General features: G+C 55.1%; 11 protein-coding genes and 1 tRNA gene. 6 read left to right on the top strand and 6 right to left on the bottom strand.

The window, feature by feature from the left end; all coding sequences use genetic code 11:
* Positions 1-267: 267 nt before the first annotated feature.
* The 4 genes from B5F17_RS04605 to B5F17_RS04590 form a co-directional block, all read right to left on the bottom strand.
* Positions 268-343 (bottom strand) — tRNA-Pro (locus B5F17_RS04605).
* An 81-nt stretch (positions 344-424) separates the two neighbouring features.
* On the bottom strand, positions 425-922 hold the full coding sequence (locus B5F17_RS04600; protein WP_087371304.1) for a hypothetical protein: 498 nt from the start codon (positions 920-922) through the stop codon (positions 425-427).
* A 152-nt stretch (positions 923-1,074) separates the two neighbouring features.
* Positions 1,075-2,553 carry a stage IV sporulation protein A gene (gene spoIVA / locus B5F17_RS04595; RefSeq protein WP_087371301.1) on the bottom strand — a complete coding sequence of 493 codons (1,479 nt, stop codon included), beginning with the start codon at positions 2,551-2,553 and terminating at the stop codon, positions 1,075-1,077.
* A gap of 19 nt (positions 2,554-2,572) precedes the next feature.
* A complete protein-coding gene (locus B5F17_RS04590) occupies positions 2,573-4,072 on the bottom strand; it encodes a DUF3794 domain-containing protein (protein ID WP_087371298.1) in 1,500 nt (499 codons plus the stop codon).
* A 225-nt stretch (positions 4,073-4,297) separates the two neighbouring features.
* On the opposite strand from B5F17_RS04590, the gene B5F17_RS14595 reads away from it, so the two are divergent.
* On the top strand, positions 4,298-4,495 hold the full coding sequence (locus B5F17_RS14595) for a hypothetical protein (RefSeq protein ID WP_143287669.1): 198 nt from the start codon (positions 4,298-4,300) through the stop codon (positions 4,493-4,495).
* A 30-nt stretch (positions 4,496-4,525) separates the two neighbouring features.
* Here B5F17_RS14595 and B5F17_RS04585 read toward each other — a convergent pair whose 3' ends face one another.
* Positions 4,526-4,957 carry a dUTP diphosphatase gene (locus tag B5F17_RS04585; protein ID WP_016146563.1) on the bottom strand — a complete coding sequence of 144 codons (432 nt, stop codon included), beginning with the start codon at positions 4,955-4,957 and terminating at the stop codon, positions 4,526-4,528.
* Positions 4,958-5,302: 345 nt separating this feature from the next.
* Between B5F17_RS04585 and B5F17_RS04580 the strand changes: the two genes are divergently transcribed.
* The 4 genes from B5F17_RS04580 (at position 5,303) to B5F17_RS04565 (ending at position 9,644) form a co-directional block, all read left to right on the top strand.
* Positions 5,303-6,013: an N-acetylmuramoyl-L-alanine amidase gene (locus tag B5F17_RS04580; RefSeq protein WP_016146564.1), complete on the top strand. Its 711-nt coding sequence runs from the start codon at positions 5,303-5,305 to the stop codon at positions 6,011-6,013.
* Between the two features lie 22 nt (positions 6,014-6,035).
* Positions 6,036-7,397, top strand: a complete 1,362-nt coding sequence (gene radA, locus B5F17_RS04575; protein WP_016146565.1) for a DNA repair protein RadA — start codon at positions 6,036-6,038, stop codon at positions 7,395-7,397.
* A gap of 113 nt (positions 7,398-7,510) precedes the next feature.
* A complete protein-coding gene (locus B5F17_RS04570) occupies positions 7,511-8,476 on the top strand; it encodes an efflux RND transporter periplasmic adaptor subunit (protein ID WP_162608077.1) in 966 nt (321 codons plus the stop codon).
* A complete protein-coding gene (locus tag B5F17_RS04565; RefSeq protein WP_162608076.1) occupies positions 8,463-9,644 on the top strand; it encodes an ABC transporter permease in 1,182 nt (393 codons plus the stop codon). Before B5F17_RS04570 ends, B5F17_RS04565 begins: the two co-directional genes overlap by 14 nt.
* Positions 9,645-9,694: 50 nt before the next feature.
* Here the strand turns inward: B5F17_RS04565 and B5F17_RS04560 are convergent, their stop codons facing one another.
* Positions 9,695-10,738, bottom strand: a complete 1,044-nt coding sequence (locus B5F17_RS04560; protein WP_016146568.1) for a tyrosine recombinase XerC — start codon at positions 10,736-10,738, stop codon at positions 9,695-9,697.
* A 165-nt stretch (positions 10,739-10,903) separates the two neighbouring features.
* Between B5F17_RS04560 and B5F17_RS04555 the strand changes: the two genes are divergently transcribed.
* A complete protein-coding gene (locus B5F17_RS04555; protein WP_087371290.1) occupies positions 10,904-11,806 on the top strand; it encodes a radical SAM protein in 903 nt (300 codons plus the stop codon).
* Positions 11,807-11,932: the final 126 nt, after the last annotated feature.

Genomic DNA, 11,932 nt, shown 5'->3' with positions numbered 1-11,932 from the left:
TGGATGCCAAGGGCGAGATCGCTGTACAGGAATGCAGTGTGCAGCCAATGGTCTACATTGACCGCCTGTGCGGCGGCCAGATCGAGAAGCTGCCCGAGGCGATCAAGGCACTGCAGGTCAGCGAATAAACATAAAAGAAGGGCGACCGGAGTGGTCGCCCTTTGCGTCGTAAAATATGAAAAATGTCGTGGTTTTGTCGTGGTAAAAAAATCATCGAACTTTATATGCAAAAAAACCGCCGATTTCTTACGAAAAAGGCGGTTTTCTTGGTCCGAGTGACAGGACTTGAACCTGCGGCCTCTTGACCCCCAGTCAAGCACGCTACCAGCTGCGCTACACCCGGATATTTACTTGCTGCGTTGTTACTTGTTGAACTCAGCTTGTATATAATACCATGGGTGACAAGGAATGTCAACAGGAAAACTCAAAGTTTTTCAAAAAAATTTCTGACGCGTTCCGGGAGGGTATCGAGCGGGGGATGGTTGTCAAAATAGAGATCATAGGGGTAGGATTCGACCTCGTCATCTGAGCGATTGCCGTAATGCCGTGCAGATAGATCGGAGCGGCGTACGAGCAGCGTGCGGCAATCCGGGCCAATGGCAGTTTTGAGTCGTTCAATTTCTTCCGGCTCGCGCACATGTAAAAATAGAATCTCATCATCACTGTTCAGAAAATCCTGATAAGCCTTGAGGCAGTAGGTGAAGGATAGATCGTTAAATTCAGTGAAAGCCTGTTTGAGCTGAGATAACAGCCGCCGTGCGGCCAATGTTTTTTGGCCATCCCAACCGGCGAATCGAGCGATTTCAACGATGGGGGTGATAGACGAGACATTGCGGACACGAAAATATTGGGCGGCACAGTTGCAGATGGTATCCTTACCGACACCGCCCTGACCATTGATGATAAAAACTTGCTTGCGCATAGAAGAAACGCTCCCTTTTCCCTTGGATCGGGTACTAGAATGTATTTATCATACTCTGAAGAGAATCAAAAATCAAGTATCCGCGTGGAATGTCCATTACCAGGGAAGAGAGCATATGCGTGAACGATTTATCAAGTATGCAATAAATGGACTTATAACAAAATACAGATCAGACCGCCCGTGCTCTCGTTGATGATGCGTTCCAGGGTTTCGCGGAATTTCTCGCGTGCATCTTCGGGCATACGGGAGAGTTTGCCGGACAGTTCTTCGCCGACTAGTTCGGACAACGGCTTACCAAAAATATTGGTATCCCAGATTTTTTCGGGAGCGCCTTCGAATTCTCCAAGCAGGTAACTGAGCAGCTCCTCGGACTGTTTTTCGGTGCCCACGATTGGTGTGACAGAGGCCTTGATTTCGGCTTTCATGAGGTGAATGGAGGCAGCGGACGCGCAGAGTTTGACCCCGTACCGACCGCCTTGACGAATGATTTCGGGAGGTGCAAGAGACAGGTCTTCCAGACGCGGCATGACGACACCGTATCCGGTTGCCTGTGCTTGTTCGAGCGCACCGGCAATGCGCTCATATTCTTTGGCGGTGGCAGACAGTCGGGTGAGGACAGGAATAAGGTCGGCTTCGTCCTTCATCTGGATGCCAGTCTGTTCGGTGACAATTTGATAGAAGACGCTGTTTGGAACATCGGCGACCAGACGTGCACATCCTGTACCCAAGTCCATATTTGCGATGCGCGCATCATCAATCCACTCATTTTCACAGAGTGCCTGTGCCATTGCTTGCAGGTCGCGCATGGTATGCGCAGCGCTGCCTGCCTGTCTCAGACTGTCATAGACGCTGGACTGCACCGGATGATTGGCACTGAGAATGCTGACGAATCGGGGCAGTGCAACAGCGATTTGCTGGATGGGAAATTCGTAGAGCACCTCGGTCAGAATGGTGCGCAGGTCGGATTCTCCAAGCGAAGCGCAGTTGACCGGAACGGCAGACACGCCGTAGGTCTCCTGTAAATGCTGGACGACCTGCTGGGCGGTTGCGCTGTGGGGGTCGATCGAGTTGACCAATGTCAGGAAGGGCTTGCCGATGGATTGCAGTTCCTGAATGACACGGCCTTCGACCGCGGCATAGCTTTCGCGGGGAAGATCGGAGAACGAACCGTCCGTCGTGATGACAAGACCGATGGTGGAGTGATCTTCGATGACTTTTTTGGTGCCGATCTCAGCGGCTTCGGCCATAGACATGGGTGTGTCACGCCAGGGGGTTGACACCATACGCGGGGCATCCTCTTCCATGCTGCCAAGTGCACCGTCAACGAGATAGCCAACACAATCCACCAGACGCACCCGGCAGGTGCTGCCCGGTGCCAGTGTGATTTCGGCAGCCTGTTCGGGGACGAACTTGGGCTCTGCGGTCATGATCGTGCGGCCTGAACCCGATTGCGGCAGTTCATCTTTCGCCCGCTCGCGCTGGTATACATTGTCGATTTGCGGAATGACCATACATTCCATAAAACGCTTGATGAAGGTGGATTTACCCGTGCGCACCGGGCCGACGACACCAATGTAGATATCACCGCCTGTGCGGGTGCCGATCTGTTCGTAAAGACCTTTGTTTTCCATTTATGTTTTCCCTCCTCGGTCACTGCGCATAGACTGGGATGAGCAGCATGGTGTCTGCGACGGTATCCGTGCCGTCGGGCAGTGCGTTTGCCTGCCGGATGGCTTGAGCGGTGGATGCGTATTGTTTGCCGATCTCCCAGAGCGGTACAGCGGTGTGAATGTATCGCAGAATGAGCGTCGTACCGGCCGGTTCCAGCGGCGGACGGGGCGTATCGGCAGAGAGTGCTGTGATGTCACGCACCGGAACCTGAGAGTGTGTGATCAGATCACCACTGACGGTGATACGCAGCGGGACGTTGCCATCACTGCCCGGAGATGCCGATACGCGGGCGGAGAGATCACAGGGACGCGCCCCGTCAGGAAGGGTCAGATTGGGCAGCGGGGCAGATACGATTTGCTGTTCAGCGCAGAGAGATCCTGCAGGGTCACGATATAGGAGAGAGACCTGCACCCTGGCTTCCGGGGATGCCGATTTGGTGTCGAGCGACAGACAGATGCCGTCCGCCATCAGGATTTCGCTGGCCGGTCGGACGACCGGAAGCATAGCCGAGGATTCCAGCACAAAGGGCGTGTCGGTGTGGTAGGCGCAGAGTGAAACATTTCGCGTGTCAAAGTTCAGGATGCGGTGCAGGTGATAGAGGTCTCGCACCGTCTGGATGTTTTCCTCCCCTTGCTGCAAGAGCAGCGCACGGACACCCAGTCCGACCGACAGAACGCCATCCTCGCGCAGCATACAGTCCAGATTGCGCAGCGATAAACGCGCAGAGGTGGGCAGGGATGCATGCAGTCCGGGCGCATCGAGTACCTGTGTGTAGGGGATGACCTGGGACATGGGCTGAATCGCACCGGTGTCGTCGAGCAGCAGGAGCGAGAGCACCGCCTCGCCGGACAGTGTCACCTGACTCTCACCCGATTGACAGGAAACCGAGCGCAGCGTTCCGCGTGCACTGATCAGACGCAGTCCCTGCGCACCGGCCAGCTCCACATCGTCCAGTACGGTATATTCACGCACGTCGGCGTGCCGCAGCAGCGGGACGGTCTGGGAGCCATATAAAACTTCGAGTGCGTCGTCCCCTTCGGCATCGATCTCTTCGGTCAGAGAGACCCCGCTTTCGGCAAAAACCTCCACTTCGAGGGAGAGGGTTGCGGTCACGCTAACCTTGCGGGAGTTGACCGCGGAAGCCGACACATCAGCGACCTGACAGCGCACAAAGCAGGGACTTTCGGGCAGAATGCCCGGTGTCTCCTCGATATGTGCAAAGCTCAGCGGGATTTGCAGAAAGCGGATGGTATCCTGCCCGTCGGGACGGAAGAGTACGACGGTGTTCACCGTACCGGAAAGCAGGATGCGGTCATTCTGCGGCAGCTCGTCCTTCACACTGACCGAGGCGTAAGCACAAAGGATGCGTCCGATGTCAGGCTCCGCGTCGGGGACGATCGCGTCGGTGCGCTCGGTGAACGATGTATGAATGGTGTGGGTGGGTTCGAAATATTGCAGATCGGTGCGGATTGGTTCCATGTCAGTTTCCTCCTTTTTGCTGCTTCTGCTCTATGTATATGTGGCAGAGCCGGCAATATGAAGCGAGGCAATAAAAAAACGCGGCCGTGAGGCCGCGTCAAATGACAGCGCAGATTGAGGAAGAATCTGTGATTGGTTGGATGTGCTTAATCATCTCTGCGAATGCCGAACATTCTGCGCAGTACACCGCATAGACAGCGCGGACTTTTCCAGATCACGACTTTCATGGGAATAAGCCTCCTTTTATCGAGCCAGCAGTATGATACCGCACGCGATGAGACCGACGGCGCAGAGGAAGAGAACGAAGAGAGCCGGGATCAGTCCGCCGAGAATGATTCCAATACCGACCCCGAGACAGAGCATCCCGATGAGATATCGCAGACAGTTCATAGCGCGGATCACACTCCTTATACCGCAGTATAAGCGCGTGCAGCGCAAAGTGTGACAGACGGTTTAGGCCTTGCCGGTGCTGCCGTGACCGCCACGGTCGGGGTTGCCCAGCGTGTCGGATTCGAGGAAGGTGATCGCGGGCTGGTGCTCCATGATACGGAACTGGCAGATACGGTCACCGACGTGAATGACCGTGTCACGCAGTGCATAGGCCGGGAAAAACCATTGGTCGTTGTCGCCGCAGTAGGTCTCATCGATGATACCCATGCTGTTTGTCTGGATAATACCGAAGTTTTTGAAGGTCGAACTGCGCGGCACGACATGTGCTTCGTATCCGGCAGGCAGCTGCATGGCAATGCCGAGCGGGATGAGCGCGAACTCTCCGGCCTTGAGTGTGACTTCCTGCGCCGCACGTAGATCAATCCAGTCGGATTTGCCATCAATGTAGCGCAGACGCTCGATGGCGTCGGTGAAATATTTAATCTTGATTTCCATTTTGTGTACTCCTGTGGGGTAAAATAGGGATAGCAATATGATACCACGGGAGGCAGGATAGTGTAAATGACAGAAAAAAGAACGCCCCCGACGGTGCGAAGACCGACGGGGACGCCTTTTACCCAAATCGCAAACCTGCGATATCCACAAACAGGGAAAAATCTTGGAAGAAAACCCCTGTTTTAGAACGATTTTATTATAACATGGATGATTTTACACGGCAAATCAATTCGTTCGACAAAATTCGACAAAGTGTGAGAGACTTTCCATTTTGGAACCGGTCTGTTATAATAATCATATCGTGATCTTTTGCCACATACCCTGACGACAGGGGAGGCGGAGAACATGAAACAGCGAATTTTGCAGCACTTCAGGCGGCGCTGGTTTTATTATATTGCGCTGGGACTGGTTGGTCTGCTGATTTTGGATCAATTGCATGCGGGCGGACGGCTGGATGTGTTTTCCGCCCAGAGGGAAATTCCGACTCTGGTGCTGGACGCCGGACACGGCGGGTTTGACGGGGGCGCGGTTAGTCCGAATGGCGTGACCGAGCAGCAGATCAACCTGTCAATCACATATAAGGTGCGCGATCTGGCAGGATTCTTTGGCCAACCCAGCGTGCTGACACGTCCGGACGATCAGGCGCTCGATTATGAGGCAGGAAGAAGCGTGCGGGAGAATAAAGCGGCAGATATTCGCGCTCGTGCTCGTATTTGTGAGCAGACTGCGCATCCGATCTTTGTCAGCATCCACCTCAATAAATTTGAGCAATCCCGGTACTTTGGCGCACAGGTGTTTTACGGTGCGGCAGACCCGGACAGCAAAGTGTTGGCAGAAGCCATACAGACCGCACTCAAAGACGGTATTCAGAACGGAAATACCCGTGTTGCCAAGCCTGCGGGCGACACCATTTACCTCATGCGGCATTTGACCTGTCCGGCACTCATTGTCGAGTGCGGCTTTCTGTCCAATCCCGAGGAAGAGCAAAAGCTGTGCGAGGACGGATACCAGACGCAGCTTGCGACCTGTATCGTGGCAGGATATTTGCAGGCATAATACCCCAAGTTGGAGGAAGTACATGAAACAAAAGACCATTTTTCTGTGCAGCGATTGCGGTTATGAGAGTCCCAAGTGGTACGGTAAGTGCCCGTCGTGCGGTGCATGGAATACACTGAGTGAATATAAAGTCAAGCCTGAGACCGCGACCCGCGGTGTACTGGCAGCCGACCATCGGGGGACGGGACAGAATAAGCCGACCTTGCTGTCTGATATCGACTCTGCGACCGAATCCCGCTTCCAGTCGGGTATCGGAGAGCTGGATCGTGTGCTGGGCGGCGGCGCAGTGCACGGTTCGTTTGTTCTGGTTGGCGGTGAGCCGGGTATCGGCAAATCCACCCTGCTCTTGCAGATGTGTCAGGAAATGTGCCGCGCGGCCAAAGTGCTGTATGTGTCGGGCGAGGAATCGCTGCGGCAGATCAAACTGCGTGCTAGCAGACTGGGCATTCGCGCGTCCAATCTGTTTATTTTGGCCGAAACCGATATGGATGAGATTATCCACGAGACCGACCTGCTCGAGCCCGATATTCTCATCATCGACTCGATCCAGACCGTGTATCGTCGTGATTTGACTGCGGCACCGGGCGGCACGACCCAGATCAAAGAGTGTGCCATGAGCCTCATGCAGTATGCCAAGCGGCACAGTGTGACCATCTTTATCGTCGGACACGTCAATAAGGAGGGTACCCTTGCAGGCCCGAAAATTCTGGAACACATGGTAGACTGCGTGCTGTATTTTGAGGGCGAGCAGACCGGCCCGTTCCGCTGCCTGCGTGCGGCAAAGAACCGTTTCGGCTCCACCAATGAGATTGGTGTCTTTGAGATGAGCGACCGCGGCTTGCTTGAGGTGCAGAACCCGTCAGCTGCCATGCTGGCCGGTCATCCGACCGGTGCGTCGGGCAACTGCATTGCCTGCGTCATGGAGGGCAGCCGACCGCTGCTGGCCGAGGTGCAGGCACTGGTTGCCAAGACCCAGTTCGGCGTGCCGCGCCGCACGGCAGCGGGTGTGGACTATAACCGTATGGTACTGCTGCTCGCCATTCTGGAAAAGCGAGCCGGACTGTTTTTGTCGGGCAGTGATGCGTATGTCAACGTTGTCGGCGGTATGAGACTGGACGAACCGGCAGCCGATCTGCCAATGGTGCTGGCGATCACGTCCAGTTTCCGGGATAAACCGCTGCCCGAGGGCGTTATGAGCTTTGGAGAGGTCGGTTTGACCGGTGAACTGCGTGCGGTCAGCTGTGCGTCCCAGCGCATCTGGGAAGCCTATCGACTGGGTTTCCACACCTGCATTGTGCCCGACCAGGATGTCGGTGAGGTTCCGGAACATATGAATGTCGTCAAGGTTAAGACTGTGCAGCAGGCACTGCAAGCAGTCTTATAATCCGAACCGTTTTGCACCCGTAGGCCAGACCGGCTTGCGGGTGTTTTGCTGTATAAAAAACGGTGTTCTGCCGCAAACTGTCAGCGAGAATGTTTGCGGAGGGAATGATGTGTATGCGTGGCAGGCGTTATCGCTGGGTGCTTGTCCTGACGGCCTGTGTTTTGATCGGAATGCTGATTGTCTCAGCCCTGTCTCGACCGGATTTACCCGAGACTGTGCCGGTGACCCAGGCGGCGAAGGAAGATGTCTACAATACTGTGTCGGTGAAAGGAACGGTGCGCGCAAAACGGGAAAGTCAGGAGTTTGTCTATGCACCGGCGCGGGTAAAGACTTGTTATGTATCTCTCGGAGAAACCGTGGAGGCCGGTCAACCACTGATTCAGGTATATTATCCGGAGGTTTCCGAGGAGGTGCAGCAGGCAGCAACCGCCTTTTTCGAGGAGACGGCCAATGCGTCACCCGAGCAGGCTGCACAGAACGGAACCATCGTGCGCGCGTCGATGGACGGCACGGTCGCCCAACTGCCCGAGGAGGGAGATCTCTTGCTGCCCGGCGTGACCGCTGTGCGCATTGGGGATTTTTCCGATTTGAGCGTGGAAGCTAAGGTACCCGAACTGTATGCGGCTGATTTGGAGGTCGGACAGCGAGCCAATATCACATCGGTGGCAGACAGTGGGAATACCGTGTCTGCAAGCCTGACCGAAATTGCGCCCTATGCCGTGCAGACTTTCAGTATTACGGGAGGCAACCAGTCAGCAGTTGTGCGGTGCAGCTTGCAGATCACCGATGCGGATGCCGAGCTTATGCCGGGAACGACGGTGGATGTCAAACTGTTCACCGATACGCTCGAGAACGCGGTTACCGTGCCGTATACAGCCATTCGACAGGACGGCACTCAGCAGTATGTGTTCGTCTGTGAGCCGGATGGAACCATTCACCGAAAGGACATCGAGACCGGGTACCAGCTCAGCCAGGGCGTACAGGTTACCTCGGGCGTATCTGCCGGAGAATGGATTGTGTGCGATAATCAGACCCCATTGCAGGATGGAGAGAAGGTGTACCTGGATGCGGGGCAGTGATCTCATCCGGCTGGCGTTTGGACAGGTCAAACGAGGCGGTGTGCGCAGCTTGCTGTGCGGCTGCACCGTAGCGATCGGCGTGTGCGCCATCTCGGTCATTGGCGCGGTCGGTGATGTGGCACAGGATGAGATGCACGAGGCCATTCATGCAATCGGCCTGCGGGGTATGACCTGTTATTTGGAAGACGCGCCGTCGGGAGAGGTTTTGACACCGGCGTTTGCCGAAGCGGTGATGGAATCATGCCCTGATGTGCAGACGGCTATGCCGGTCAAATACCAGACCGGACGGTATCAGAACGGCTTTCACAGCGGGGACGCATTGCTGTTTGGTGTGGATGAGAATATGGGGCAGGTGCTGGATGTAGACTTGCTCTCCGGTCGATTGCTGACCGCAGGCGAGGCCAATGGACAGGTGCGGCGGGTGGTCATCAGCCAGACGCTGGCCGAGCAGCTTTACGGAAGAGTGGACGTTGCCGGACGAAGCTTGTACCTGACGATCAGCGGACAGGAGCAGATTTTTGAGATCGTGGGTGTCATTCGGGATCAGACACAGATGCTGTCCGGCATTGCAGGAGGTTCGGTACCAACGATCATTTATCTGCCTTATGCAGTAGTAGCCGATGCTGGACAGGGAGCCGATCAGGTGTTGCTGTCCTGTACGGGAGATACACAGACCATCGAGCGCCAGCTCAACGCCATTGCACAGGGGCCTCTGGGACTGCATGGCAAAATTGGCGTGCAGAATCTGAGCGGATATCTGGGAACGGTAGACAAGCTGGCGGAGCAGGCCGTCTGGGTGTTCCTGCTGGTGGCTGGGATCTCGATGATCGTCGCCTTGGGCGCTGTCGCTGGTGGGATGCTGTCGGCAGCACATGAAATGCGCGAGGAAATCGGCATTTACCGTGCGATTGGAGCCAGACAGACCGATGTATTTTGGCTGTTTGTGCTGCAAGCGGCATTGATCTGCGCGCTGGGCGCAGCCTGTGGACTGTTGACAGCACATGGGCTGTGTCTGGCGGCGTCATATTGGACGGGATATGCAGTCAGCGCATCGCCACAGCTGATGACTGGCTGTTTTGGGGTTGCGGTCGGCTGTGGTGTCCTGTCGGGCATTGCACCGGCACTGCATGCAGCGCATTTAGACCCTGTGCAGACCATGCGTGGATAAAAGAAAGACGAGCGTACCCGTAAGTTGGGATGCGCTCGTCTTTTTTGTAATCAATCTTGGTCAGAATCGACGTTTTTAGGTTGTTTGCTGCGCGTCATATGCGCGAGCGGGTTGCGCTCGGCAGCTTCCCGCACGTGCTGATCGGCAATGTGGGTGTAGATCATGGTGGTGTCGACACGGGCATGGCCGAGTACATTCTGCAAGGTGCGGATATCCACGCCGTTCTGATACATGAGCGTCGCGGCGGTGTGACGCAGCTTATGTGCGGAATATTTGGTCGGGTCAAGACCGGCAGCCGTAATGTATTTCTTGACCAGCCATTTGACCGTCTGCACATTGATGCGGTTGCGATTGCGGCTGACGAACAGTGCGTCACGGTCGGCCTCGTGCGGTATGATGCGCTGGGGAAGATATTGTGCGATTGCTTCTTCGCAGGCCTCGTTGAGATAGAGCATGCGCTCTTTGTTGCCCTTACCGCGTACACGCAGTGTGCCTTCGCGCACATCGGTCAGGTTGAGTCCGACCAACTCGGACACACGTAGGCCACAGTTTAAGAACAGCGTGAGAATGCAGTAATCCCGCTCGGCGTATTTTCCCTCAATGCTTTGCAGCAGATGGATGGAATCATCGGTTGTGAGATAGCGGGGCAGTTCCTTGGGCTTGGAGGGCAGTTCCAGACCACCAGCCGGGTTGGAGTCCAGTACGTGAACTTTATCGGTCAGGTAGCGGAAGAACGAGCGCAGAGAAGATACCTTGCGCGCGCGGGAAATCGGGGACAGACCGTAGTCGGTCGCCGGACTGTTGGCCTGAGTCGGACGCTGCTCGCCGATGTAGGTCAGGAAATCGTAAATATCGGTCAGCCGAATGGTTTTCAGCAGCGACTCATCCACGTCGAAGATGGAAATTTCTTCAAACGGGGTATCACGCGATACAAGCCCACGGCTGATTTTGATAAAGCGCAGAAAAAGGCGCAAATCCAGAAAATATTCAAAGGCAGTCTTGGGCGACTTGCCGCGAATGGTTGTCATGTAGATAAGAAAGTCGCGTAAGAGCGGACAGGCATCGTGCGCATATTCAGAGATGACATATCGCATAAATAGAACCTCCTGTTGTCTGTCTGTTTCTCATTTTACTACGTTTGCGGGTGTTCGTCAAAGCATGATTGAAAGATGAAACCATTGGACAGCTATGCGTACCTTGTAAAAAAAGAAGGGGTGTGGTAAGATAAGACAGATTTCAACGGGGAAGAGGGAACGTAAATGGAACCGAATGCATATCGTCATTGTACCCTGTGTCCGCGCGGCTGCGGTGTCGACCGTACCAGTGGCGCACGTGGATTCTGCGGCGCATCTGATGTGGTTTATGTCGGACGTGCGGCACTGCATGCGTGGGAGGAACCGCCGCTGTCCGGTGAACGAGGCTCGGGTACGGTCTTTTTCACCCACTGTACACTGGGATGCGTATTCTGCCAGAACCGGACGATCAGCAGACGGGAAGCGCAGGGAAAACCGGTGACGCAGGAGCGTCTGACCGAAATCTTTCTGGAGCTTCAGACGCAGGGCGCACATAACATCAATCTGGTCACTGCGTCTCATTATGCACCCACCGTGCGAGCAGCCTTGCAGCAGGCGCGGGCAAAGGATCTGCATATACCGGTCGTCTATAATTGCGGCGGCTATGAGATGGTGGAGACGCTGCGCATGCTGGATGGCCTCATCGACATCTATTTGCCTGATTTCAAGTATTACAGCAGCTATTATGCCGGGATGTACTCAGGTGCACCTGATTATCCCGACTTTGCCAAGGAAGCCATTGCCGAGATGGTGCGCCAGACCGGTGCGCCGCAGTTTGACCAGACGGGGATGATGACGCGTGGCACAATCGTTCGGCATTTGATGCTTCCGGGGCTGGCAGGAGATACCGCACAGGTGTTGCGCTATCTGGCCGAGCACTTTGGTGATCGGATTCTGGTCAGCCTGATGCGCCAGTACACACCGTTCGGTATGGCAGAGCGTTACCCGGAGCTTGACCGAAAGATTACAGACGAAGAATACGAGCAGGCGGTTACGCTGTTTTCTGAGCTGGGACTTGCCGGATTTTTGCAGGATAAAGAGTCGATCAGCGAGAGTTTTATTCCATCGTTCGAGGGGCAGGGCGTGTAACTGAAAATCGGTTGACAAACAGGGAAACGGGTGTTATACTGACCTCATAGTGAAACAGATTCATAGCATAAAGGCGATGAAAAGGAAAGTACAACGTGACCGAAAGCACAGAGAGCCTCGGGATGG

It is taken from the genome of Butyricicoccus pullicaecorum, from assembly GCF_002160355.1.
Lineage (GTDB): Bacteria > Bacillota > Clostridia > Oscillospirales > Butyricicoccaceae > Butyricicoccus > Butyricicoccus pullicaecorum.
The sequence above is the reverse complement of the archived record's forward strand: the minus strand, read 5'-3'. Positions and strand labels throughout refer to the sequence as shown.

Excerpts from the sequence above, each read along its gene's own strand:
- B5F17_RS04570 (WP_162608077.1), top strand. The coding sequence starts at position 7,511 with ATGCGTGGCAGGCGTTATCGCTGGGTGCTTGTCCTGACGGCCTGTGTT.
- B5F17_RS04560 (WP_016146568.1), bottom strand. The coding sequence starts at position 10,738 with ATGCGATATGTCATCTCTGAATATGCGCACGATGCCTGTCCGCTCTTA.
- spoIVA (WP_087371301.1), bottom strand. The coding sequence starts at position 2,553 with ATGGAAAACAAAGGTCTTTACGAACAGATCGGCACCCGCACAGGCGGT.
- B5F17_RS14595 (WP_143287669.1), top strand. The coding sequence starts at position 4,298 with ATGGGAATAAGCCTCCTTTTATCGAGCCAGCAGTATGATACCGCACGC.
- B5F17_RS04585 (WP_016146563.1), bottom strand. The coding sequence starts at position 4,957 with ATGGAAATCAAGATTAAATATTTCACCGACGCCATCGAGCGTCTGCGC.
- B5F17_RS04565 (WP_162608076.1), top strand. The coding sequence starts at position 8,463 with ATGCGGGGCAGTGATCTCATCCGGCTGGCGTTTGGACAGGTCAAACGA.
- B5F17_RS04580 (WP_016146564.1), top strand. The coding sequence starts at position 5,303 with ATGAAACAGCGAATTTTGCAGCACTTCAGGCGGCGCTGGTTTTATTAT.
- B5F17_RS04590 (WP_087371298.1), bottom strand. The coding sequence starts at position 4,072 with ATGGAACCAATCCGCACCGATCTGCAATATTTCGAACCCACCCACACC.
- radA (WP_016146565.1), top strand. The coding sequence starts at position 6,036 with ATGAAACAAAAGACCATTTTTCTGTGCAGCGATTGCGGTTATGAGAGT.
- B5F17_RS04555 (WP_087371290.1), top strand. The coding sequence starts at position 10,904 with ATGGAACCGAATGCATATCGTCATTGTACCCTGTGTCCGCGCGGCTGC.
- B5F17_RS04600 (WP_087371304.1), bottom strand. The coding sequence starts at position 922 with ATGCGCAAGCAAGTTTTTATCATCAATGGTCAGGGCGGTGTCGGTAAG.